Annotated in this window: 14 protein-coding genes; 9 read left to right on the top strand and 5 right to left on the bottom strand. The window is 46.7% G+C overall.

What is annotated here, in order from left to right:
• The first annotated feature begins 148 nt into the window (after positions 1–148).
• Genes GW579_RS10040 through GW579_RS10025 form a run of 4 tightly spaced genes read left to right on the top strand, consistent with a single transcriptional unit; the run spans position 149 to position 7,307 of the window.
• Positions 149–1,624, top strand: a complete 1,476-nt coding sequence (locus GW579_RS10040) for an ATP-binding protein (protein ID WP_165058904.1) — start codon at positions 149–151, stop codon at positions 1,622–1,624.
• A complete protein-coding gene (locus tag GW579_RS10035) occupies positions 1,617–4,289 on the top strand; it encodes a Z1 domain-containing protein (protein WP_165058903.1) in 2,673 nt (890 codons plus the stop codon). Before GW579_RS10040 ends, GW579_RS10035 begins: the two co-directional genes overlap by 8 nt.
• Positions 4,282–5,253, top strand: coding sequence for a PD-(D/E)XK motif protein (locus GW579_RS10030; protein WP_165058901.1), 972 nt, complete (start codon positions 4,282–4,284; stop codon positions 5,251–5,253). Before GW579_RS10035 ends, GW579_RS10030 begins: the two co-directional genes overlap by 8 nt.
• On the top strand, positions 5,250–7,307 hold the full coding sequence (locus tag GW579_RS10025) for an AIPR family protein (RefSeq protein WP_206738856.1): 2,058 nt from the start codon (positions 5,250–5,252) through the stop codon (positions 7,305–7,307). The genes GW579_RS10030 and GW579_RS10025 overlap by 4 nt, the downstream gene beginning before the upstream one ends.
• On the opposite strand, the gene GW579_RS10020 is transcribed toward GW579_RS10025, so the two are convergent.
• Positions 7,275–8,834, bottom strand: a complete 1,560-nt coding sequence (locus tag GW579_RS10020; protein ID WP_165058899.1) for a DNA cytosine methyltransferase — start codon at positions 8,832–8,834, stop codon at positions 7,275–7,277. The genes GW579_RS10025 and GW579_RS10020 overlap by 33 nt on opposite strands.
• Before the next feature lie 479 nt (positions 8,835–9,313).
• Here GW579_RS10020 and GW579_RS10015 point away from each other — a divergent pair, with 479 nt between their 5' ends.
• Positions 9,314–9,529 carry a hypothetical protein gene (locus GW579_RS10015; RefSeq protein WP_104923446.1) on the top strand — a complete coding sequence of 72 codons (216 nt, stop codon included), beginning with the start codon at positions 9,314–9,316 and terminating at the stop codon, positions 9,527–9,529.
• Between the two features lie 72 nt (positions 9,530–9,601).
• Here GW579_RS10015 and GW579_RS10010 read toward each other — a convergent pair whose 3' ends face one another.
• The 3 genes from GW579_RS10010 to malP form a co-directional block, all read right to left on the bottom strand.
• Entirely contained in the window at positions 9,602–10,738 is a 1,137-nt protein-coding gene (locus GW579_RS10010) for a porin (protein WP_152325238.1), read from the bottom strand.
• Between the two features lie 561 nt (positions 10,739–11,299).
• A complete protein-coding gene (gene malQ, locus GW579_RS10005; protein ID WP_165058897.1) occupies positions 11,300–13,387 on the bottom strand; it encodes a 4-alpha-glucanotransferase in 2,088 nt (695 codons plus the stop codon).
• Positions 13,388–13,396: 9 nt separating this feature from the next.
• Positions 13,397–15,799: a maltodextrin phosphorylase gene (malP, locus tag GW579_RS10000; RefSeq protein WP_165058895.1), complete on the bottom strand. Its 2,403-nt coding sequence runs from the start codon at positions 15,797–15,799 to the stop codon at positions 13,397–13,399.
• Positions 15,800–16,119: 320 nt separating this feature from the next.
• Here malP and malT point away from each other — a divergent pair, with 320 nt between their 5' ends.
• The 4 genes from malT to pdeR all read left to right on the top strand — a co-directional run bounded on the left by malT (position 16,120) and on the right by pdeR (position 24,358).
• Complete coding sequence (malT, locus tag GW579_RS09995; protein WP_152325241.1) at positions 16,120–18,846, top strand: HTH-type transcriptional regulator MalT; 2,727 nt, start codon at positions 16,120–16,122, stop codon at positions 18,844–18,846.
• A gap of 243 nt (positions 18,847–19,089) precedes the next feature.
• Entirely contained in the window at positions 19,090–19,374 is a 285-nt protein-coding gene (locus GW579_RS09990; RefSeq protein ID WP_152325242.1) for a YjcB family protein, read from the top strand.
• A 381-nt stretch (positions 19,375–19,755) separates the two neighbouring features.
• Positions 19,756–22,053, top strand: a complete 2,298-nt coding sequence (bglX, locus tag GW579_RS09985; RefSeq protein WP_152325243.1) for a beta-glucosidase BglX — start codon at positions 19,756–19,758, stop codon at positions 22,051–22,053.
• A 286-nt stretch (positions 22,054–22,339) separates the two neighbouring features.
• Entirely contained in the window at positions 22,340–24,358 is a 2,019-nt protein-coding gene (gene pdeR, locus GW579_RS09980) for a cyclic di-GMP phosphodiesterase (RefSeq protein WP_152325244.1), read from the top strand.
• 29 nt (positions 24,359–24,387) lie between these two features.
• Here the strand turns inward: pdeR and GW579_RS09975 are convergent, their stop codons facing one another.
• On the bottom strand, positions 24,388–25,254 hold the full coding sequence (locus GW579_RS09975; RefSeq protein WP_152325245.1) for a crotonase/enoyl-CoA hydratase family protein: 867 nt from the start codon (positions 25,252–25,254) through the stop codon (positions 24,388–24,390).
• Positions 25,255–25,589 lie beyond the last annotated feature (335 nt).

Below are 25,589 nucleotides of genomic sequence, written 5' to 3'. Positions count from 1 at the left end.
TACGTTTAATTCAAAAAATATAGTAACAAAAGAAACTATTAATATGAAAACGAACGTATCCGCACCATACCAACATAGTTACTCTTTGACATAAAGTGTAAATTAGTTCATTTTTTAGCAATGATGAACTGATGGGCTTACACAAACTATGGCTAAGGAATTATGCCTTCCTCCAAGTGCTTCGGCATTATCCGAGTCACTGCGCGATCTAGGGTATTCGCTTGAAACAGCAATTGCTGATGTAATTGATAATAGTATTTCAGCCGACTCGACAGAAGTTAGCATTTTTTGCTTGTTGAACTCAAAAGAACCACAGATGGCAATCATTGATGATGGTCACGGAATGTCTTCGCAAGAATTAATCGGCGCAATGAAACACGGGTCTAGAAATCCCAACGATATAAGAGGGGAGAATGACTTGGGCAGATTTGGCCTTGGGCTTAAAACTGCCTCGTTCTCACAATGCAGACAGCTCACAGTAGTAACCAGAAAAAATGATGAAATTAGCGCAGCACAATGGGATCTTGATGTTGTAGATCAGAGAGATGAATGGATTATCAATATACTTGATGAGGAAGAAATTTCAGAATTGGGATTTAATGAATACTTAAATAAAAATGGGACAATTGTAATCTGGCGGAAATTAGACAGGATGTTTGAGGCGCTCAGCGGAGATGTTAGAGAATCGCTAGTGAATGAGAAGCTAGCTATTTTAGGAAAACACTTATCTTTGGTTTTTCATAGATTTCTCACACCTGATGAAGTTATTAAAACAAAACTAAAAGTAAAAATAAACGGCCATCAAATTACAGCGTTCGACCCTTTCTGCAGAAAAATAAAAGCTACACAAATGATGCCTGAAGAAAAGGTAATTGTTGAAAATAATACTGTAAGGATCCAACCATATATACTTCCACATCATAGTAAATTGACTGCCACTGAGTATGAGTTTTATCAAAATCGCAGTGACTTTTTATCTAATCAGGGGGCATACATTTATAGAAACGGAAGACTAATGGCTTGGGGGGATTGGTTTAGAATGGCTGCTAAAGGAGAGTCAACAAAGCTAGCTAGAGTACAAATTGACTTTAACAATTCTTTAGATGAAGACTGGACTATTGATATTAAAAAATCTCGTGCTAGTCCCCCCAAACAAGTTAGAGAAAGAATGAAGCAAATACTTCAGAAAATAATAAATAGAAGCACAGATGTACATCGGCGACGTGGTAAACGGCTATTTGATGAGTCTGCCTGCCCTTTATGGGAAAGATACGCTGAATTTGACAATATACGTTATGAAATTAATATGCAGCATCCATTAATTATTTCTTTAACAAACAACTCTACCAATGAAAAAAATATAAAGATCATTCTAAATGCAATATCAGCATCGCTGCCCTTAGAAATGATTTATTCAGATTTTTCGTTATCACCAAAAGAGATGCTAAAACCGAAAATCGATGACAATGATTTAATAAATAGTTTAGATAAAATTAAAGAATTGCTCAAGACAAGTGGAATTGTAGATGCAGAACAATATAAATCGTTAGTTCTTTCGACCGGCCTTTTTGCAGGAAGAGAAGCTGCCATTGACGAGTATATTAATAAGGAATTTTATGAGTGATAACAGTTTCAATAGTTCACAAAATAGTCTAATTAACTCATTAATACAGATATTTAGTGCGTGGAAAGAAACCCCGAGCTATTTGGATATTGAAAGTACAGCAAAAATGCTCGCGCCAATAGCTCAATATACAGGCCCTATTGAGCCAGTTGTAAACCAAGTAATGGTTGATATCGTCACAAGTATGGGTGTAGGTATATCATTAGTTGATCCTGAAGCAAAACATGATGAAAAATGGGTATATACAAGTGATAAAATAAACTGGATCTATTCAGATTCCTATGAAAAATATCTAAGAGGACAAGGCTGGAACAATAATTTAATACAAAGTCTTTCTGACGTAAGTAAAAATATAGTGGGTTTATTGCAGGATCCAACAAGTGATGGTACTTGGGACCGTAGAGGTTTGGTTATAGGTAATGTACAGTCAGGTAAAACGGCAAACTATCTGAGCGTTGTTTCTCGAGCTGCAGATGCTGGATATAAATTCATTATTGTTATTGCTGGAATTCATAATAACCTAAGAAAACAAACGCAAGAACGTGTTGATGAAGGATTTGTCGGGAAATCAAGCGATCCTAATAACCGTTGCTTAATTGGAGTCGGTCATAATAAATACCCGCACCCTGCAACATTAACGAATATTTATCAAGACTTTAATAAATCTACAGCTGGGCATAGTGGTTGGGAACTGAATGATTTCAGCAAACCAATTATTTTAGTAATTAAAAAAAATGTTTCAACTTTAAAATCATTATTCACTTGGTTGAAAGAAATGAACGTTAAAGGTGATGGCAAAATATCTGACATTCCAATGCTTATGATTGATGACGAAGCTGACAATGCTTCTATTAATACTAATAAGGAGGATGTTGATCCTACAAAAACTAACTTTATGATTAGAAAAATAGTAGGTTTATTTGAAAAATCTTGCTATGTTGGTTATACAGCAACACCATTTGCAAATATATTTATTAATCCTGAGTCATATGATTCTGAGGCATATAATGAATTATTCCCTAAAGATTTCATTTATTGCTTAGATTCACCTACAACATACTTTGGACCAGATAAAGTATTCATAGATGATGTGACCAGCGAAAAAATATTGCACAGAATAATTGATGCCGAAGGTTTTATCAGTTTAACACATAAGAAAGATGAACAAATATCCGAGTTACCGCCCTCACTCTACCAAGCAATAAATTCATTCATTTTAGTCAGATGCATTCGTAATCTAAGAGGACACGTAAATAAACATTGCTCCATGATGATAAACGTTTCAAGATTTATTGATATACAAAACACAGTAAAAAGTCTTGTCAGCCAATATACTAAATCATTAGAGGAATCAATTTTAGCTAATTACAAAATGCCGAATGATATAGCAAAAAACAGTAAACACATGGCCGAGTTAAATGAACTTTTCAATAAAGAATTTACTAATTGTGGTTTTGATTGGCCACAAGTAAAAGACAACTTATATGGAGTTTTCAAAACACTTAAATCGGTTGTTATAAACGGAAAATCGCAAGACAATCTTGACTATGCCGAATATAAAAACGAAGGTTTGTCAGTTATTGCAGTTGGTGGGTTGAGCCTTTCTCGCGGACTAACAATTGAGGGGTTATGCATAAGTTATATGTATAGAAATACTAAGATGTACGATACTTTAATGCAAATGGGGAGATGGTTTGGCTATCGAGCGGGGTATGAAGATTTGTGCCGCGTATATTTAAGTGATGACTCAATAGAATGGTATGCTCACATCGCTTCTGCGACTGAAGAATTGCGATCTCAAGTTAAACAAATGAGAAGAGATAAGCTTAGCCCCAAACAATTTGGTCTATATGTAAAAAAACATCCTGATCAACTTTTAATTACTGCTGTTAATAAAATGAGAAGCGGAGAGGATTTAGTTATACAACAAAACTATTGCGGAAAACTAATTGAAAGCGACATTTTACCATTTTCATCTGTGCTAAATGAAAAGAACATTTCGCTAATATCTAACTACTGGAAACAAGGTTTTGGAAATGGACTTAATTGCATTCAAAAGACTAATAAGGGATGGTTTATTAAAGATGTAGACACAGAGCAAATAGAAAATTTTCTACAGGATTTTCAGGCCCATAGTAAGTTTGCCTTTAAGAAATCTAATGCCCTTAAATATCTAAGAGAAATTTCTGACATTTGCCCTAAGTCAGATATTCTACTTATATCAGTTGGAAGCGATAATAATTTAGAAAATTTCACTTTAGGTGTGCAAACTCGTAAATCAGCAAAACTGTTTAAAGATGGACAATATTGGAAAACAGCGAAAAGCAGAGTCGCAAGCAAGTTGGATGAAATGTTAGGTCTAGAAGATGAAAAATTAGAGCAGGCTAAATCTAACTGTTCGAATAATAATATATCAGATTGGGATTATAGAAATGTTCGTTCAAAACCTCTTTTAATGATTCACCTCTTGGAGTTCTACGAACACAATGAAAGCAATCCAATTGAGAACGACGAAATAAGGCATTCGGTTCCAGCATTTGGTATCAGTTTTCCTACGAACTTACATACTAAATCTATTGAGATAAAAGTTAATAAGGTATGGCTGGAAAGTTTCATGGGAAGTGTATATGACACTCCTGATGAAGAGGATGATTGGGATGAATGAATTATTCAATTGGGATGGGATAGCCGTCCCACAGTCTAATTTTAATGTTAGAAAATTAGCCGTAAAATGCCACCATGACTTGTTTATTGGTAAGAATGAATTTGGAAAAAAATTATTTGTTATATGTCTGAAAGGAGATCAAGCATCAGCCTTTAAAAAGTACAGAGTAACCATTTCAGGTTTAGACATTGACTTACGCCAGGATGACGATGACAAACAAAATATAATAATAACACTTGACAAACAAACTGATGAAGATATCTTTTCGCTGCTTATAAACTCCATTATTTTTTCAATAAACACAAATTTAGACTCATCAAAAGTTGTATATAACGTGTTTAAATCCATAAACAGATGGAAGTTATTTTTAGCAAATAGAAAAACACATATTTTAACATCCTCTCAAATAAGAGGATTATACGCTGAATTGTCTTTCTTAAAGGCTTTGCTAAGCAAAGTAGGCATTGAGGACTATCTTAACATTTTAGATTCGTGGAAAGGTCCCGAAAAAACTCAACATGATTTTATTTTTAATAATATAGCAGTTGAGATAAAATCTTTGAATGGAGACGAAAGAAGCACAGTTAGAATATCGTCTGAAGATCAGCTTGAAAGCAATTATAAGAAATTATATTTAAAAATTTATGTTCTTGGAGAAAGCGAGGATGAAAAAACAAGTTTATCTTTAAATCAGTTAGTTGAAAGTATCGTTTCATTGTTAGATTCTTATGAGTTAGAAAACATTTTTTATTCGAAAATATGTTTAGCGGGTTATTTACCATTAGAAGAATATAGCAAGCCAAAATTTTTTATTACAAATGAAAAAACCTTCTCAGTAATTGATGACTTCCCAAGATTAACAAAAAATAATTTGCCATTCGGTATTGTTAGAACAAATTATGAAATACTATTGAGTGAAATATCCCGATTTGAAATAACTAATGATATTATCTGGAGTTCATGATGAATCAGACAACAGAAGAATTTTTCCATGATTTTCGCCAAGACTTACTGGCTAGTTCAATTAGCGGTGATAACTTCCAACTATATAATTTCATGGAAAACATTAGCAAAAACCTAATAGATTGTGGCGTAATCGAAGGATTTGAATTGTGTCATTATCGTGGCAAAGCTGGCAAGTTAGCTCTTCGAGTGGATGGTTTCGGTTTTACTGATGATGGTGTCCTTAATTTATTTATTGCTGACTTTGATAGTAGAAGTGAACTTGCGAGCCTTACTAAAACAGATATCGACTCTATATTCAAAAAAATAACACAGTTTGCAAGTGTTAACATCCAAGATACATTTTATGACGGTTTAGATGAAACTAGTCCAGAATATGGTTTATCTAGACAACTTTATGATCGGAAAGAAAACATAAGAAAGATAAATTTCTATATTTTTTCAGAGAGAACTCTGAGTTCTCAAGTAAAAAACATAGAAGACATTTTTCAAGATAACATAATAAGCTCATTCCATATATGGGATATGAGCCGACTGCATAGACAAGCATCTTCACAGGGACAGAAAGAATCTATAGAGATAGACTTGATTGACCTTTTTGGCACTGGACTGCCTTGCTTACCAGCACATATGGGAGGCGATGCTCTTGAATCTTATTTAGTTGTAATTCCCGGAAATATATTATCATCCATCTATGAAAAGTACGATGCAAGTTTACTAGAACAGAATGTTCGTTGTTTTCTGCAAGCTAAAGGTTCAGTCAATAAAGGTATAAAATCAACAATCCTAAATGAACCAGACATGTTTTTTGCATACAATAATGGAATTACGGCAACAGCAAAAAAAATAATAACACGTGGCACAGATAAAGGATTGTTAATAACAGCCATAAGCGACCTTCAAATTGTTAACGGTGGACAAACAACGGCGTCATTGTTTCATACACAACGCAAAGAGAAAGTATCGCTTGATAAAGTATTCGTTCAAATGAAGTTATCAATAGTTGACCAAAGCAAAAGTGAAGAATTTGTCCCAAAAATATCTGAATATGCAAATACACAAAACCGTGTTAATGCTGCCGACTTTTTCTCCAACCATCCATTCCATATAAAAATTCAAGAATTTTCGAGAAAAATTTGGGCGCCAGCAAAACAAGGTGAATTAAGGGAAACTAAATGGTTCTATGAAAGAGCTCGCGGACAATATGCAAATGAGCTGACTAACATGAATCAGAAAGAACAAGGGGAATTTAAATCTCAAAACCCTAAAAACCAGATGTTCACTAAAACTGATTTAGCAAAGTTTGAAAATGTTTGGGATGAACATCCTAAATGGGTAAATCTAGGTGCACAGAAAAATTTCACTCAATATGCTTCTCGTATTGCCCAAGAGTGGAAATCAAAGTCAGAACATTTCAACGAATATTACTTTAAAAGAGCTATTTCAAGAGGAATCATCTTCCAATGCACTGAAAAATTAGTTTCTTCGCAAGATTGGTACAATGGTGGATATAGAGCAAATATAGTTGCATATACTTTGGCTTTTTTATCGGAATGTTGTAAAAAAATAGAAATGGATATTAATTATGATAAAGTATGGAAGGAGCAAAGTATTTCTAATGGTATGATTAATACATTAAAATTACTATCCTCCCATGTGAACAAAATTTTACTTTCCCCTAGCCAGGGCATATCCAATATATCCGAGTGGGCAAAAAAAGAAGCTTGTTGGGAAGAAATAAAAAGGACTGTAGGCGTTATTGTTCCTCAAATATCTAAAGAGTTTAAAAATGAATTGATACTTTTGTCAGTGAGTGAATCTGAAGCAAAAGATGCCAAAAAAAGGCAAAAGATTGATGCAGGAATACACGCGCAAAAGGAAGTTATAAAGATAACAAACCAAGAATGGAAGGATATTGCTCAAAAGGGATTGGCTGAAAAGTCGTTAACTGAGAAAGAAATTGTTCTTTTACAGCTAGCATTATCAATCCCTCAAAAGATTCCTAACGAAACTCAGTCAAAATTACTTCTTGATATTATCAAAAAAGTTAAATAGTACTTTGGCAATTTGGTACGCTAAATATGGTGGCACAGCATTTCCTACTTGATGAAACTGCTGTGTCCGATTTCCTTGAAAAAAATAATTGTCCGGAAATGTTTGAAGCCTTGCAGCTTCTCGAACAGTCAGACTGCGGCACTGCTTGGCATCATAATGAATAAAATAGTGACCATCTTTTGAAATATGACTAGTGATAGTTGTTGATGGATGTTCTTTTAATTGGACGCGAAACCTATCAGAAAACTTTCCGCTTTCCCAGTTTTTATGTTCTGGTTTTAAGCCCTGAATGTCAAATTCCTTATGGCCTTTTGGAGAACGGTTATTTATTTTAGCAAAAACAGCTGCATAACCATATCTTCCTAAGTCACTATCCATATGGCCTCGCGTCTCATGATTCAGCCAGACGTTGAGCCGTGCATCATGGAACCATTCATTCACCAAGTTTGATTTTTTAGCGATGGACTTATGTTGTGAAATATATCTTGGGACCCTTAAAGCTCCAATTGAAGCATCATGAATAATTTCATAAGCTGCATTTGTTAGTTCATTAGATAATTTCTTGTCCGTTGTGATTCTTGCTAGTGAACATAATTGGTTTTTTACGATATTCTTCCATCTTTCGGCTGAATCTTCACCTTTGCTCAATTTGCTTCTCAATTGAGGTAAATCGCTGATAACGTCTTCTACTGAAATTTTCTCATCCGATAGCAGTGTGCCAAGTGTGCCCGGCACATCCTCCCGTATTCCAACTAAAATAACCCTATGCCTAGCTTGAGGAATAGAGTGATTTTCTGAACGGATAATAAACTTATTAGGATCTATGCTGGTTGGGTCATCCCCGGCCTTAAAAACTTGTTCACTTACTAATGAACATATTCTGTATTTAAAACCTTTTCCAACGCGATTTAGTGCAGCATCGGGATCTGTTAGATCAACAAGTATATCGTCAAAGACACGTTTACCGTTCACTCTTGATGATAAAATTCCTTTAACATTTTCCATCACAAAAACATAAGGGTAATACTGCTGTATTATCCGAAGATATTCCTTGTACAAGAAATGGCGATTATCGTTCTCAGCTTTATATTCAACATTCCCTTTATTCCTTGCCCTCCCAACCAAGGAGTAAGCCTGGCATGGGGGACCTCCGATGAGCACCCAAGGCGCTGCAGTATCGATCTTTTCCTCTATTATCTGGTCAAGCTCTGCATTTCCCTCATCGGAGCCTAGGGTTATTTGTCGAGCCTCTGCATTGGCTTTTCCCCATTGCTCCAATGTTCCCTTAGTATAAGGTTTTTCAGAATTCCCATTGCAAAAATTATAATAATCCTGCAAACCTTCAACATTTTCACGTTTCAATATTCTATAAAATGCTCGCAGTAATAATGTTTTCCTGGCTTCTGAGTCCTTTTCTGCCGAGACGACGATGCGAAATGCCCGGTTATCTTCGCAAGCGGAAAATCCTTCGCCAAGTCCACCAGGACCAGCAAATAAATCGACAATAGGAATTGATATTTCTTTCATTAGTAAACCAATTTGAACTTAAGGATTGCCAATAAAGATACCAGGATTATTTTGTTCATACTAGGAAATCTGTTAGTTAGTCAACACACATACGTTCAAAATTTTCCCTTTTCCAAGACATCTCGCAAGAATGAAAACTGCCTAAAAATTCTTCTTACTGTATAAATTCCCATGATGTAGTCTCTCCTCACTGCGGCAAAACCCGCAGTCAGAATTAGCGTTCTGTCCCAGTTTGGTGCCATCAACTCTATGAAAATAGAGCAAATGTGGTACGGTCTGCACTCACCCAAATTATGGTGGCTCAGGCAGTGGCTTCTCAGGAGGCACCGGATTCCAGACTGGCCGGAACGCTAACGCTGTTTGAGCTACCACCATCGGGATTAGCGTCTCTGGAGGTAGTTAATCAACTATCAGCTGGAGAATTAAAATGGAATTTTATACTACTGCTCTGCTCAACACCTCCGCACAGGAGGCAGTCCATGTCTGACCTTTATGACAATACACAGCTGGAACTCGAAGAGATCGTCGATCAATGCAGGGCGCTGGCTTATGCCATCGTGACGCTGGATAACGCGCAGGCCAAAGACTTGCTGGGGTTTATTCTTTGTGAGCGATTAGAGGTGCTGAATCTGGCACTGGAACTGCCGTTTACCGATGATGACATCGTTGTAGAGGAAGAGCCGCTGGCGGCATAACGCTGGGATTCAGGGCATAAAAAAGCCAGCGCATTTCGGCGCTGGCAATTGAAAACACGAGGCAATCGGTAATTAGAAATCGTAGAACACGGTCACCCAGGTCTGATCCGGTTCGCCGTCGGTGGAATGCGCCAGTGTGCGTTCTACATAAACTGACAGGCCGTAACCGATCGTGGTGCCCGCACCAAAATAGGTGTGGTTGGCATGGAAATCTTCGCCGCCTTTCAGCTGCAGGGAATCGGCTGCAACGTAAGGTTGAATAGATTTCAGGAACGGTTTGTCGATGTTAAAGGTATAACCGACGAAACCTTCAACGCCGTAGCCGCTGCCCGCAAAGTAATGATCCACCGGATTGGCGCGCGTGCTTGGCACAAAGTCTTTGTAATAACTGCCGGTCCCGACGATATACCAGTTACCCGGCTGCCAGGTTAGCGCAGTACCGGAAAGCTGCTGGTGGTAATCTTTTTCATTATATTGATTATCTTTAACCGTCGCGTCGGTCACACTATAGGCTGCGCTCCAGACTAGATCTTTGGTCAGCTTATAATCGAAACCTAAACCACCACCATTATTACGACGGTAATATTGATTTTCACCGGCAGCGATTTGATCTTCCGGCAGCAAATAGTTTGCATATAACGTAAGAGGACCAAAGTCGTTGGTATATTTAATACTGTTCTTTGGTTTATTGGCACCGTCGTAGTTGCCGTTAATACCAATACCTGTACCGCCCGCGTGACCATCGTTATCCCAGACGTCGCTTTTAATCCCGACGACGGAATAATAAATCCCGTACTGGTGGCCGTAGGTTAATGTGCCGTAACGGTCGTCTTTAAACCCGGCATATAACTGACGCTGAGTATCGCGGCGTGCGCCTTCTTCATAGTGCCCGTCCATGCCCAGCAGGTGCGCCATGTCCACACCCAGCTCATAGTAAGCGATAATGGAGGTGTCTTGCGTCAGTTTATAATCACCACGGAAACGGAAACGTGTACCGCCGTCATGACCATTTTTATAATAGCCCGGCTCTTCGCCGTTATTGAAAATCCACTCAGGACGAATACTCCCGCCCACCTGTAAACTTAACGGTGCCAGCAAAGAATTACTCTGAGGATTTTTATCTAAAACAGTAATCTCGGCCTGCGCACTTGCCGATAAAGCCGACAGCACGACACCGCCAATTAACATTGACGCTTTTAAATTGTTCATTATTACCCTGTCATTATTATTTATGTGATGTGTGAGCGGTCTTGCGCCGCGTATAAATAATTAACATAGGTAAGACGGGCGACAAAGTGAAAATTCAGAAAGTTCCCTATAAGAAAAAGATATATACGGATTAATAATTCGACATTATTATTTTTAAATGTAACGCCAAAAAACAAAATGTATACTTTAGTGCAAATAACATCCGAATTGTTTGTAATACAACCAAATGTAAATTCAACGGTATTGAGATTCGAAATATTTAATAACAATTATCGGATAAAAATAGCACCTATAATTAAATCATGCCTGCGTGACAATTACATTACGTTATAACCACTTTATATCATTATTGCGATCACCGTTATAATCCCTGCTGACAGAATAATATTTTGCAAAGCCAGTTATTTATTAATCGATTTCATTTTTTATTTCTTTAATGCCTTTTTGATGAGGGGAAATGCACGGTTTGGTGGATTTCAGGCAGGTCTGATAAATGAGGTTCAAAGCCCAAAAAAGGGTTCCTCCGTACCGGCAGAAACCCTTTTCTCGCTTTCGGTGTTATCAGCTCACCGACACTTTCCGGCGGCGTTTATCGAGGTCTTTGATGAGTTTATTCACCTGATCGTCAGCAAACATTTCTTCAAGAGTGCAGGAAAGTTTGCGGCGCCAGTTCGGGTACTCATCGCTGGTGCCGGGGACGTTGACCGGCGCGTCCATGTCGAGCCAGTCTTCCGGTTGCAGGCCGAGTAGCGCACAGGCACTGTCGGCGACGTAGCGTTGCAGGCCGCGGTTGAGCACCGGCGTCATTTCCATTAATGCGGCTTTGTGTCCGGTTTTCTTCGGGATGCAGTCGTAATGATGCAACCCGTCGAGCAGCCCCTGACGCGCCCGCGCACGGTCGGCGTACAGTTCCTGTAAAACGTCTTCGTCACGGTAAAGTCCGAGCGTTTTACCGAGCGCCAGATCGTCGCTTTGCCAGTAACCGCGCAGCGTCGGCAGGTCGTGCGTGGTGATGGTTGCCATCGCCTGAACCGGGTACGACTGCGGCGCACGGAAGTTGTTTTCCTCATCGCGCTCGAAATACAGCACTTTGTAGGAATACACACCGCCCTCGCGCAGCTTGCTGACGATCTCCACCGGCACGGTGCCCAGATCTTCGCCGATAACCATGCAGCGGTGACGCTGACTTTCCAGCGCCAGAATCGCCAGCAGGTCGTCTACCGGATATTGCACATATGCGCCTTTATCCGCCGTTTCTCCGGCCGGGATCCACCACAATCGCAACAGCGTCATCACATGATCGATACGCAACGCGCCGCAGCTGGTCATGTTCGAACGCAGCAAATCGATAAACGGCTGATAACCGCGCTTCACCATCACATGCGGATCCATCGGGCGCAGATCCCAGTTCTGTCCGAGCGGCCCGAGAATGTCCGGCGGCGCGCCGACCGAGGCTTTCAGGCAATACAGCTCGCCGTCGCCCCAGGTTTCAGAACCGCCTTCGACGACACCCACCGCTAAATCGCGGTATAACCCCATCGGCATGTCCTGCTGCTGGCTGGTGCGATAACAGTTTTCGAACTGGATTTCAGCCAGCCATTGCAGCCACAGATAAAACTCCACATCTTCAGCGTGTTGCTCGCAGAATGCGCGAACAGCCGGGCCACGGGCATCGTGATATTTTTCCGGCCAGCGGTTCCAGCCGAGCGCAACATCCGTTTCTTTCGCCAGATGCTCATACAGCGCATCAAACGCCGCCTGCAAATACAGGCTTTCACCGCCCTGTTTCACGAAACTGGCCAGCGATTTCACCTGCGGATCCTGCGTTTTGCGGCCACGAAAATGCGTATACGCCAGCCGTAATCCTTCGAGTTTCAGCGGCATCACGTCGGCGTAATCCACCCATTCACTGGCGCGGACGGCCTGCAAACGCTGCTGCGTCAGCGGCTGGTTCCACCAGATTTGGGCTTCCTGACTCTGCTTAAAATCGTCTACCGCGCTGACGTCGATATAAATGACGTTCAGCCAGCGGCGCGAAGAAGGGCTGTACGGGCTGGCCGCCACCGGATTTGCCGGATACAGCGCGTGAATCGGATTGAGCCCGACAAAAGCGCCGCCGCGCCGGGCGACATTTTCGAGCATCAGGTTGAGATCGCCGAAATCGCCGATGCCCCAGTTATTTTCTGAGCGCAGCGTATAAAGCTGCACGCAGGCGCCCCACAGTTTTTTACCGGCCAGCAAGGCGTCCGGTTCATAGCAACGTTTCGGGGCGACAATCACCCGGCAATCCCACTGCTGCGCGTCCTGCGTCAGCGTCAGCTGGTGATAGCCAGCGGGAATTTTCCCCGGCAGCGCCAGCGTCATTTTGCCGCTGATACGCCCCTGCTGGGTTGCGCCGTTTTCCAGCTGCAACGTCCAGCCGAATTCACCTTCTCCGCTGACCGGCAGCGCCAGACGGCTGCCGGAGACAAAGACTTTGACCGGCGGAACCGGTGTTGCAGCCGGACGATGCCCGGCCTTCCAGCCCATAGCTGACAAGAGGTCGCGCTTGGTTTCCGGCGCGATGGCCTGCTGCTTGCCATGTGCATTAATGAAACCAGAGGAAATACCCGCCTCCCTGGCGGCCTGCTCCAGTACTTTGTTCTCCATGCGGGCTCCTTAACGTTTCGCCTGCCAGATCCGCTGCTGATAATCGCGAATCGATCGGTCGGAACTGAACATCCCGACGCGGGCAGTATTGAGTATAGTTTTGCGCGTCCACTCGTCCTGATCACGGTACAGTGCATCGACTTTTTGCTGTGCCGCGCAGTAATCCGCGAAGTCCGCCAGCACCAGATACGGATCACCGCCGCCGAGCAGGCTGTCGAGCATCAGGCTGAACGCCTGTTTGTCGCCGTTGCTGAAGAAGCCGTTTTCCAGCTCTTTCAGGATCTTATCCAGATGCTTGTCTTTCTTACGGATTTTGAGCGGATCGTAGCCTTTGGCCTGCAACGCTTTCACCTGATCGACGGTATTGCCGAAGATGAAGATATTCTCTTCGCCGACCTGTTCCGCAATCTCGACGTTTGCGCCATCGAGCGTGCCGACGGTCATCGCGCCATTCAGCGCCAGCTTCATGTTGCCGGTGCCGGAAGCTTCTTTCCCGGCAGTAGAAATCTGCTCAGAAACGTCTGCCGCCGGGATCATCAGCTCCGCCACCGACACGCGGTAATCCGGGATAAACACCACTTTGATGCGGTCGCGCACCAGCGGGTCGTTATTCACTTTTTCGGCCACCTGATTGATGGCGTAGATAATATTTTTCGCCAGGTAATAACCCGGTGCGGCTTTCGCGCCGAACAGGAACACACGAGGCACCATGTCCATTTCCGGGTTATCACGCAGCTGGCGGTACAGCGAAAGAATGTGCAGCAGGTTCAGGTGCTGACGTTTGTACTCGTGCAGGCGCTTGATCTGCACGTCGAAAATCGCGTCCGGGTTCAGCGTCAGGCCCATCGTGTGTTTGACGTACTCCGCCAGACGCACCTTGTTTGCGCGCTTAATCTGCTGATAACGCTGGCAGAACGCCGTATCTTCAGCGGAACTTTCCAGCCCTTTCAGCGCGTCCAGATTGTTCACCCATTCAGTTTTCAGAGTGTCATCGATCAGCGCGGACAGCGCCGGATTACACTGTTTTACCCAGCGGCGCGGCGTGATGCCGTTGGTGACGTTGTGGAATTTGTTTGGCCACAGCTGGTGATATTCCGGGAACAGATCTTTGACCACCAGCTCGGAATGCAGTGCTGCAACGCCGTTCACCGCAAAACCGCTGACCACGCACAGATTAGCCATGCGCACCTGTTTGTTCTGATGAACTGAAAGTTTTTCCCACACCGCTTTGTCGCCCGGCCACTGTTTTTCGACCACTTTTTTGAAGCGCGCGTTAATGGCTTTGATCAGCGAGAAGTGGCGAGGCAACAGGCTGCGGACCAGTTTTTCATCCCAGCATTCGAGCGCTTCCGGCATCAGAGTATGGTTGGTGTAAGCGAACGTCTGGCTGGTGATGGCCCATGCGGCGTCCCAGTCCAGCTGATGTTCATCCAGCAAAATGCGCAGCAGTTCAGGGATAGCGATCGTCGGATGCGTATCGTTTAGCTGAATCACTTCGAACTTCGGCAGATCCTGAATTTTGCGGCCCAGGAAATGGTGACGGCGCAGAACATCGGCCACCGAGCACGCGCACTGGAAATACTGCTGCATCAGGCGCAGGCGCTTACCCGCTTCGTGGTTGTCATTCGGATACAGCACTTTGGTCAGTTTAGCGGCATCGATGCCTTTCTGTTCCGCTTTAAGGAATTCGCCGTCGTTAAATAAGGTCAGGTCAAAAGGATGCACGTCGGTGGCCTGCCACAAACGCAGTGGCTGCGTAAGACCATTTTTATAGCCGACTACCGGCAAATCCCAGGCTTCGCCGCGCAGGGAAAACGCCGGATGCCATTGCTCGGTGCCCAGCTCATTTTTGACCAACTTGCCGCCAAACTGAACGTCCACGGATAACGCGCTGTTGTGGGTAAACCACGGGTAGCTTTCGCGGTGCCAGTTATCCGGCGCTTCCTGCTGCTGGCCTTCGCTGAATGACTGACGGAATAAGCCATACTGATAGTTCAGGCCGTAGCCGGTCGCCGGTTGCCCGACGGTCGCCATCGAATCGAGGAAACAGGCCGCCAGACGCCCTAATCCGCCATTACCCAGCGCCGGATCGGTTTCCTGTTCCAGCACATCGGCCAGTTCAACGCCCTGCTCTTTCAGTGCCTGGTTGACGGTTTCATACCAGCCGAGATTAATCAGGTTATTCGCGGTCAGACGCCCGATCAGGAATTCCATCGAAATGTAGTTAACGTGCCGTTGCGGCTGTTTCGTCGCTTTCGGCGCGGGTTGCGCGCTGAGTTGTTCTGACAGTGCGGCGCTGGTGGCCTGCCACCACTGATGTGGCGTCATGTCCTGCGCCTGCTGTAAACCGAATCCCTGCCACTGGCGTTTTAGCGCGGCTAAAAACTGCGTCTTATCCAAAGTCACCTGCATCACATGCCTCTTTATCCGGGAATTTGTGGGAAAAGTTTTAGGTTGATAATCACTATGCTGAAGCTTCTCCGGAAGAGCAGCATCATCCCGCCAAAGATTAGGCAGGGAGGAGAAACGGGGCGTAGCCGGATGAGACGGGCGCTCAGAGGGGAGGGCTGAAAATTTGTATTAAGAAGTGTGATGCAGAGCAACTTAACGACATGTAAAAACGTAACATTCTTGCAATCAATGTTTCAAAGGAGGACTTTAGAAAAAGTGATTAATTACACGCTGTGAAATAAAGATCGCCCCTCTGTTCACCGTCAAAAGAATCGTAAAAAATGCTGATCCCTTCGAAATTGAGCCGCCCGGTGCGGCAGCAAAATACAGTGGTTCGCGATCGTCTGCTGACGAAGCTGGCGACTGCGCCAAATTACCGTCTGACTCTGGTCGCCAGCCCGGCAGGCTATGGGAAAACGACGCTGGTGGCGCACTGGGCAGCGGGAAAAAGCGATCTCGGCTGGTACTCTCTTGATGAAAGCGATAATCAGCCAGAGCGTTTTGCCAGCTATCTGATTGCGGCCGTGCAGCACGCCTGCGGCGGCCATTGCGTGAAAAGTGAGGCACTGAGCCAGAAGCATCAGTACGCGAGTTTGTCCGCACTGTTCGCTCAGCTGTTCGTGGAACTTTCCGACTGGCACCGCCCGCTTTTGCTGGTGATCGACGATTATCACCTCATTTGCAACGATGCAATCCACGAAGGGATGCGTTTCTTCCTGCGTCATCAGCCGGAAAATATGTCTCTGGTGGTGCTTTCACGCACCCTGCCGCCGCTGGGCATCGCCAATATGCGTGTGCGCGAGCAACTGCTCGAACTCAATGCCTCGCATCTGGCGTTTACACACCCGGAAACGCAGCAGTTTTTCGATAACCGCCTTAAAGATCCGATTGATCAGGCTGACAGCAGCCGCCTGTGCGATGACGTCGCAGGCTGGGCCACGGCGTTGCAGCTGATTGCGCTCTCGGCGCGCCAGTCGGCCACCTCTTCGCAACAATCGACGCAGCAATCGGCGCGCAAACTGGCCGGCCTGAACGCCAGCCATTTATCCGAATATCTGGCGGACGAAGTGCTGGATCGCGTTGATGCGCCAACCCGTGATTTCCTGCTGCGCTGTTCGTTGCTGCGTTCGATGAACGACGCCCTGATTGTGCGGCTGACCGGAGGCGACAACGGTCAGCAACGGCTGGAAGAGCTGGAGCGTCAGGGGTTGTTTATTCACCGTATGGATGACACCGGCGAATGGTTTAACTTCCACCCGCTGTTTGCCACTTTTTTGCGTCAGCGCTGCCAGTGGGAACTGGCAACCGAGCTGCCGCAGATTCACCGCGCGGCCGCCGAAGGCTGGCTGGCTCAGGGTTTCCCGGCCGAAGCCATCCATCATGCGCTGGGCGCGGAAGACACCGATATGTTGCGCGATATTCTGCTGCAACATGCCTGGGCGTTGTTTAATCAGAGCGAACTGGCGCTGCTGGAAGAGTGCCTCGCCGCACTGCCTTACGACCGTCTGATTCAGAATCCAAAACTGGTTCTGTTGCAGGCCTGGCTGGCACAAAGTCAGCACCGTTATGCCGAAGTGGAAGCGCTTCTGGCGCGTGCTGAAAGCGAAATGCAGCAGCGCAATATCGTGATGGAACAGGATCTGACGGCAGAATTTGATGCCTTGCGTGCGCAGGTGGCGATCAACGATGGCCGTCAGGATGAGGCCGAAAAACTGGCCGCCGACGCCCTGCGTTTCCTACCGTATGAAAGCTACTACAGCCGCATTGTTGCCACGTCGGTGACGGGCGAAATCCAGCACTGCAAAGGTGATTTAACCCGTGCGCTGCCGCTGATGCAGCAAACCGAACAAATCGCGCGGCGCTACGAGGCCTATCACTACGCCTTATGGGCGCTGCTGCAACAGAGCGAAATTCTGATTGCTCAGGGCTTTTTGCAGGCCGCATTTGAAATGCAGGATCGTGCTTTTGAACTGGTGCGTGAACAGCATCTTGAACAGCTGCCGATGCATGAATTTTTACTGCGTCTGCGTTCGCAATTGTTGTGGTCGTGGTCCCGTCTCGATGATGCCGAAGACGCGGCGCGTCAGGGGCTGGACGTGCTGACCAACTTCCAGCCACAGCAGCAATTGCAGTGTCTGGCGATGCTGGCGAAATGCTCTCTGGCACGCGGTCAGCTCGACAATGCGCATCATCATTTGCAGCGTTGTGAAAGCCTGCTCAAAACCGGCCAGTATCACATCGACTGGATGACCAATACCGATAAGCCGCGGGTGATTTACTGGCAGATGATCGGAGATAAAACCGCCGCGCGGCAGTGGCTGCAACAGGCGCGTAAACCGGACATGGCGGACAACCATTTCCAGCAGGGTCAGTGGCGTAATATTGCCCGCGTGCAGATTTTGCTGGAACAGTTTGATGAAGCCGAAGTGGTGCTCGACGAGCTGAATCAGAACGCCCGTCAGCTGCGCCTGACCAGCGATCTGAACCGTAACCTGTTGCTGAGTAACCTGCTTTACTGGCACACCGGGCGCAAAAGTGATGCGCAGCGCGTATTGATTGAAGCGCTCGGGCTGGCAAACCGCACCGGATTTGTCAGCCATTTCGTGATTGAAGGGGAAATGATGGCGCAACAGCTGCGTCAGCTGATTCAGCTCAATCTGTTGCCGGAGCTGGAACAGCGCCGTGCGCAGCAAATCTTGCGGGAAATTAATCAGCACCATCGCCATAAATTTGCGCACTTCGACGAAGGTTTCGTGAATAAATTGCTGACCCATCCGCAGGTGCCGGAGCTCATCCGCACCAGCCCGCTGACCCAACGTGAATGGCAGGTGCTCGGGTTAATTTATTCCGGCTACAGCAATGATCAGATTGCCGGCGAGCTGGACGTTGCCTCCACCACCATCAAAACGCATATCCGCAATTTGTACCAAAAACTGGGCGTCGCCCACCGTCAGGAAGCCGTTCAGCAGGCTCAGCATCTGCTGCAAGTCATGGGCTACGGCGCCTGAAATCCCTTCATTCCCACTTTTCATAACACACCGACTATTTATGGCGGTGTGTTATGCCTATTTTGCATGAGTACAGGCGAACATTTTTTGCTCACGACGAAAAACCGGTGATATAATGTGACCGTCGTCACACTATTTAACTTCACCATTTTCTTCAGTAAAGCCCATTGCCAACCAGCGGTAGCAGCCTTCAGGCTGATTTGGCTTCGTGCAAACGGCTGTAGTGAGTAAGGATTTATATCGATGGGTACTTTAACTGCCGGATTCATCATGATGCGCTGGGAACTGCTGAGCGCCTTTTTAATGTTCTGCACCAGCCAGCTTAATATTGTTTGCCGCCAGTCCAGCCGGAATACCATGGCGTTTGTTTGCAGTGGTATCGGCCTCACCGTCACCTGTTTCTTCGTGATGAGCCTGATGGGAATGAGCTATAACGCCGTGGCGATTGCTCAGTTCTGGTCCACGACGAAAGAGGTGTTCTTTGACGTCATGAGCAAAACCCCTACCGATATGTCTTACTACTATTAATCTTATTCTCTGATCGGTATTTACGATTTAAAGAGGGCAGAACGTCATGTTCTGCCCTCTTTATTTCGCCTTTTCTTTCACCCTGCCGCGATTTTGTTGCTTATTTGCGCACCGCTCCCTCATCTAATCCTAAATTTTAAAATTTGCGGGATGCATCGACTGTCTTTTTGTACCTATCTGCATGATTACCTGTAAATTGCGCACTGTCCCGAAGGATAAAAAGATAATGTGCGAACGCCCTAAACTATTCATTGCTAATAGTTGAACGGTCGTATTAGATTCTCACACTATACTTTTCCCAGAATGATCATTGTTTTGTTTGCTTCAGGCTGCTGAATTTCCACTATTTTGGCACCCCTGCTTATGGCTGAAGGAATTCCGATGAATACGCATCACGTGCTTGGCGCGTTAGTGTTACTGGTAAGCTCTGCCTCGTCACTCGCCGTTGAAACAACGGGTATCCCGCAGGATCAGGTAAAAGAACGCAACGCGTTCATTGCCGATCTGATGAAGAAAATGACCCTTGATGAAAAAATTGGTCAGCTGAATCTGGTCACCGTTGGTCCGGATTATAAAAAAGAAGCCATCATGGCGGATATCCAGGCCGGTAAAGTCGGCGGGGTATTTAATACGGTCACGAAGCCAGACATCCGCCGTATGCAGGATGAAGTCAAAAACAGCCGTCTGAAAATTCCTCCTTTTTATGCCTATGACGTTGTCCACGGACAGCGCACGATTTTCCCGATAAGCCTTGGCCTCGCCGCCAGCTGGGATATGCAGGCCGTCTTCACCAGCGCACATATCGCTGCCGTGGAAACCGCCGCCGATGGCCTGAACATGACCTTCGCGCCGATGGTGGATATCACCCGTGATCCGCGCTGGGGCCGTGTGTCCGAAGGCTTTGGCGAGGACACTTATCTGACCTCACGCCTCGCGCATGAAATGGTCACCGGCTTCCAGGGCAAAGATCCCTCTGCACCCGATGCCGTCATGGCTAACGTGAAACACTACGCGCTCTACGGCGCGGTCGAAGGTGGCCGCGAGTACAACACCGTCGATATGAGCCTGACCCGCATGTTCAACGATTACATGCCGCCGTACAAAGCCGCAATTGATGCCGGTGCCGGTGGTGTGATGGTTGCGCTCAACAGCGTTAACGGGATCCCGGCGACGTCCAATACCTGGCTGCTGAAAGACATTCTGCGCGATGACTGGCAGTTTAAAGGCCTGACCGTCAGCGATCATGGCGCGATTGGCGGGCTGGTGAAACATGGCGTGGCCGAAGACGATCGCCAGGCCGCCGCGATGGCGCTGAAAGCGGGCGTGGATATGGACATGGCCGACAACATGTACGGTAAGTATCTGAAAGGATTACTCGCCGACGGTCTGGTCAGCCAGCAGGATATCGATCGCGCCGTGCGTGACGTGCTGGCCGCCAAATGGGACATGGGCCTGTTTGTCGATGAGTACCGCCATTTAGGGCCACAGTCGAGCGACCCGGCCGACACCAATGCCGAAAGCCGCCTGCACCGCAGCGAAGCGCGCGAAGTCGCACGCACTTCTCTGGTTCTGCTGAAAAATAACAACCAGACATTGCCGCTGGCGAAGAAAGGCACCATCGCCGTGGTCGGTGCGCTGGCTGACAGCAAACGTGACGTGATGGGTAGCTGGTCTGCCGCCGGTAAAGCCGATCAGGCCGTGACCGTATTGCAGGGCATGAAAGATGTGCTCGGCGATAAAGGCACCGTTCTCTACGCGCGCGGGGCAAATGTCACCGACGATCAGGCAATGGTCGATTTCCTCAATTCCTACGAAAAACAGGTGATCAACGACCCGAGAAAACCACAGGACATGATCGACGAAGCGGTGAAAACTGCTGAGAAAGCCGATGTCGTGGTGGCCGTGGTCGGCGAAGCACAGGGCATGGCGCACGAGGCTTCCAGCCGTTCTGAGCTGAACATTCCGCAAAGCCAGCGCGACCTGCTGAAAGCCCTGAAAGCCACCGGAAAACCGCTGGTTATCGTGCTGATGAACGGTCGCCCTCTGACGCTGACGTGGGAAAACGAAATCTCTGATGCGATGCTGGAAACCTGGTTCAGCGGTACCGAAGGCGGCCATGCGATCGCCGACGTTCTGTTTGGCGATTACAATCCATCCGGCAAACTGCCGATGACTTTCCCGCGCGCTGTCGGCCAAATTCCTTTGTATTACAGCTTCCTGAATACCGGGCGTCCGTTTAATCCGCAGCATCCGGACAAATACACCACCCGCTATTTTGATATCACCAATGGTCCGCTGTTCCCGTTTGGCTATGGCCTGAGCTACACCCGTTTCAGCGTGTCTGACGTGAGTTTGTCTTCTACCACCATGGATGCCAAACACCCGCTGACCGCCAGCGTGACGGTGAAAAACACCGGTAAAGTCAGCGGCGCAACGGTGGTTCAGCTGTATCTTCAGGACGTCGCAGCTTCAATCAGCCGCCCGGTTAAAGAGCTGAGGAATTTTGAAAAGATCACCCTGCAACCGGGTGAAGAGAAAATCGTTACATTTGCGATCAATGAAAAGGATTTACGTTTCTTCAACGACAAGTTGAAATGGGCTTCTGAACCCGGAAAGTTCAACGTATTCGTAGGTTTAGATTCTCAGGACGTGAAACAAACCAGCTTCCTGCTGAAATGATTTTCCGGGCTCTGTTTGGAGCCCGGCGTGAAGTCTGAAATTGAGTCTCGCACAGGCGGGTTACCGGTAACGGCACCCGCCTCTTCTGAGCAGTAATTTCTGCCTGGCGACTGGATATCTAACCGACAGTTGCTAACCTTAAATTCAATGTGTTACGCGCCCTCGCCCTTTATCCGTTCGTTACGGAGCGTTGCGAATGTGCTGAACAGAGTAAGCTCCGTCTGTGCTGACTGTTGCCCTGTCGCCACACTGGCGGCGTATAGCGTTCTTTGCGGAGAAACATTTCATGGTCGATTCTCAAGATGCCTCCATTTTGTACCTACATTTCGGCACACCCCGCCCCTACTGGCGGCTGGGTTCCGACAGCAATGCACTGGAGCTGTCCGCTGAGAAAGGCATCGTCAACGTCGCGATTTCCCTGACCCAATGGCAGGCGGGAAAAATCAGGCAACTGACCGGGATCACCTCAAGTTTCACACTCGATATCACGCTGTTCGGATCTCCCGTTCGCCTGTATCTGGTGGGCCGCAAAATTGACAGCAAAGCCTGGGCAGGCACCGCGTCGGCTTATCAGGATACTGAATCCGTCGCGCACGATCTGGAAGTCGGCCTGACATTTGCCGAGCAGGTGGTGTCTGAGGCCAACTCGGTCATCGTGATTATCGATCAGGAAGGAAAAATCCATCGTTTCAACCGCTTAAGCGAAGAATATACTGGCCTGCGCGAAGAAGATGTCATCGGGCGCAGCGCCTATGACCTGTTTATGTCGATGGAAGAAGGTCTGGCGTCGCGCCAGAACATCAACGGTTTTTTTCAGCATCAGCAATCCTATGAAGTCGAACGCTGGATCAATACGGTTAAAGGTCAGCGGCTGTTCCTGTTTCGCAATAAATTTGTCCACAGCGGCAGCGGCAAACAGCAAAAATATCTCATTTGCTCCGGTTCCGACATTACCGATGAACGCAAAGCGCAGGAGCGTTTACGCGTTCTGGCCAACACCGATTTAGTCACCGGTTTCGCTAACCGCAACGCCTTGCAGGAATCGCTGGCAAAGGCGCTGAAAGAGCGCGGTGAGGACAAAGTCGGCCTGATTTATCTGGATCTGGATAACTTCAAAAAGGTCAACGACGCCTACGGGCATATGTTTGGCGATCATCTGCTGCGCGCGGTTTCAGATGCGATTCAGGATTGCCTGTCGCCCAACGATAAGCTCGCGCGTTTAGGCGGCGATGAATTCATTATTCTCAGCACGCATGCCGAAATCGACACGCTCGAAGCACTGAGCCAGCGCGTGTTGCGCCGTCTGGGCTTACCCTTCCGCATCGGGCTGATTGAAGTCTACACCGGCTGTTCCGGCGGCATTGCGATTTGCCCGGAACACGGCACTGACGGCGATACGCTGTTGCAAAACGCCGATACCGCCATGTATGTGGCAAAGGAAAAAGGCAAAAACGCGCACTGCGTTTTCTCGCCGGACATGAATGAAAAAGCCTCAGAATACATGTGGCTGGATACCCATCTGCGTAAAGCGCTGGCCGTAAAGGATCAGCTGGTTTTGCACTATCAGCCGAAAGTCTCGCTTTATGGCACCGTGCAAAGCGTGGAAGCGCTGCTGCGCTGGAATTCGCCGGAACGCGGGCTGATCCAGCCGCAAAGCTTTATCCCTTACGCCGAAGAATCCGGCCTGATTACTCCCATCGGAAAATGGGTCATTGAAACGGCGACGCGTCAGGCGACAGAATGGCAAAAAAAAGGTCTGAATCTGCGCGTTGCGGTGAATCTTTCCGGACGCCAGCTTAACAACGGTTCCTTCATCACCACGCTGTCTGATGCGATGAAAAAAGCCGGAATGAAAGGCTGTATGCTTGATTTCGAGCTGACAGAAAGCTGCCTGGTGGAAGATGAAAGCGCTGCCGTCACCATGATTAATCAGCTGCATAAATTGGGTGCGCAAGTGCATCTGGATGATTTCGGTACAGGTTATTCCTCGCTGTCGCAACTGGCGCGTATTCCGCTCGACTGCATCAAGCTGGATCAGAGTTTTATTCGTGGAATCAATGACAATCCGGTTTCACAGGCACTGGTACGGGCTATTGTCGCGGTGGCAAAAACCCTGCAACTGACGGTGGTCGCGGAAGGTGTGGAAACGGCTGAAGAAGAAAAGCTGGTGGATGAAATCGGTGTGGACAGCAAACAGGGCTTTCTTTACGCCAAGCCAATGCCCGCGATTGAGCTGGAGCACTGGCTTGAGGAAAAAAGAGTTGCTTCACCCAATGTTTTTAAACATAAAGCAAAACAGAAATAGCGCCAGTGACGGGCTGCTTCTGTCTGTTATTAACCGGTTTTACGCAATGATGCGGTGTGCCGGTTTTGCAGCATGACCAGACGCTCCATATAACTCAGATCCTTCTCCTCCAGCGTAAATGCGGCATCCACCCAATCTTCCGTAATATCCATCAGCTCTGAACGGGACAGCTGCAACACGCGCTGACGCGCCCGGATCATCGCCCTGATCCCGTTGAGTTTTGGCCTCAGGACATCCATGAAAGTACGCGTGGCGTTGAAGCCTTCGCCGGGCTGGAACAAAACATCCACCAGACCGCGGCTTTCAAACCACTCCGCCGTATGCGATTCGCCGGTGGAAATCAGCTCCTCCGCCAGTTTCATTCCGGCCTTGCGCGATACAAGCGAGTAACCGCCCATTCCCGGAAACAGGTTGAACGCAATTTCCGGGAACCCCATGCGCGCGGTGTTCTGCGCAAGAACGTAATGATGCGCCAGCGCCGCCTCGAATCCGCCGCCCAGCGCGGTGCCTTCGATCATCGACAAGCTGATTGCACCAACATCAAAACCCCGCGCCGCCGCATGGACACAGTCAACACAAGCGCGGGCATACGAACGTAAGGCCTCACGTTTGTTATTGATGATGGCTTCAACAAAGAAACTCAGATCACCCCCCACGTTGTACATATTGGGCACAAGCGATCCGGTCACCCAAAAATCAAAACGCAGCCCCGATGCCTTCGCGGCGTAAGTCAGCGTCATGATGTCTTCAATAAGCTCCTGATTAAAACAAGGACGTGGATAAGACCTGAGCATCATCCACATGACATTACGGCCCTCTTCATAATAGGCTGCAATCTGGGACAAATGCCCGGCTTCGGTAAACGGGCGGCAGGCTGTATGGTCATTAAGATTCATAGTATATATCCAGGTTAGAAATGAATTTTTAGGGTGAAGCAGCTCCAGCCTAGTCCAGCTCTAACCCGAACTGAATCGATTCGAGATCCTTTTATAAAAATAATCCTAGTCGTAACGACTCAGGAAAAAAATGTTAAAAATAAACAACCTGCGCATAATCAATATTGTGTAAAAACAAAGAAATATTTATTTTATCTGCTACAACCTGGTGTTTACCGGTCGCCTTAATAACCCGGCTAATTAAAGAGCCCACCTTAATAATATACGTAATAGTTAATTAACTCTCAGCGAGAGCCTCAGAGTGACGCCTATCACAATCATCGCGCGCTAACTTT

It is taken from the genome of Rahnella contaminans, assembly GCF_011065485.1.
GTDB classification, from domain to species: domain Bacteria; phylum Pseudomonadota; class Gammaproteobacteria; order Enterobacterales; family Enterobacteriaceae; genus Rahnella; species Rahnella contaminans.
This window is presented reverse-complemented; position numbering and strand designations above follow the sequence as displayed.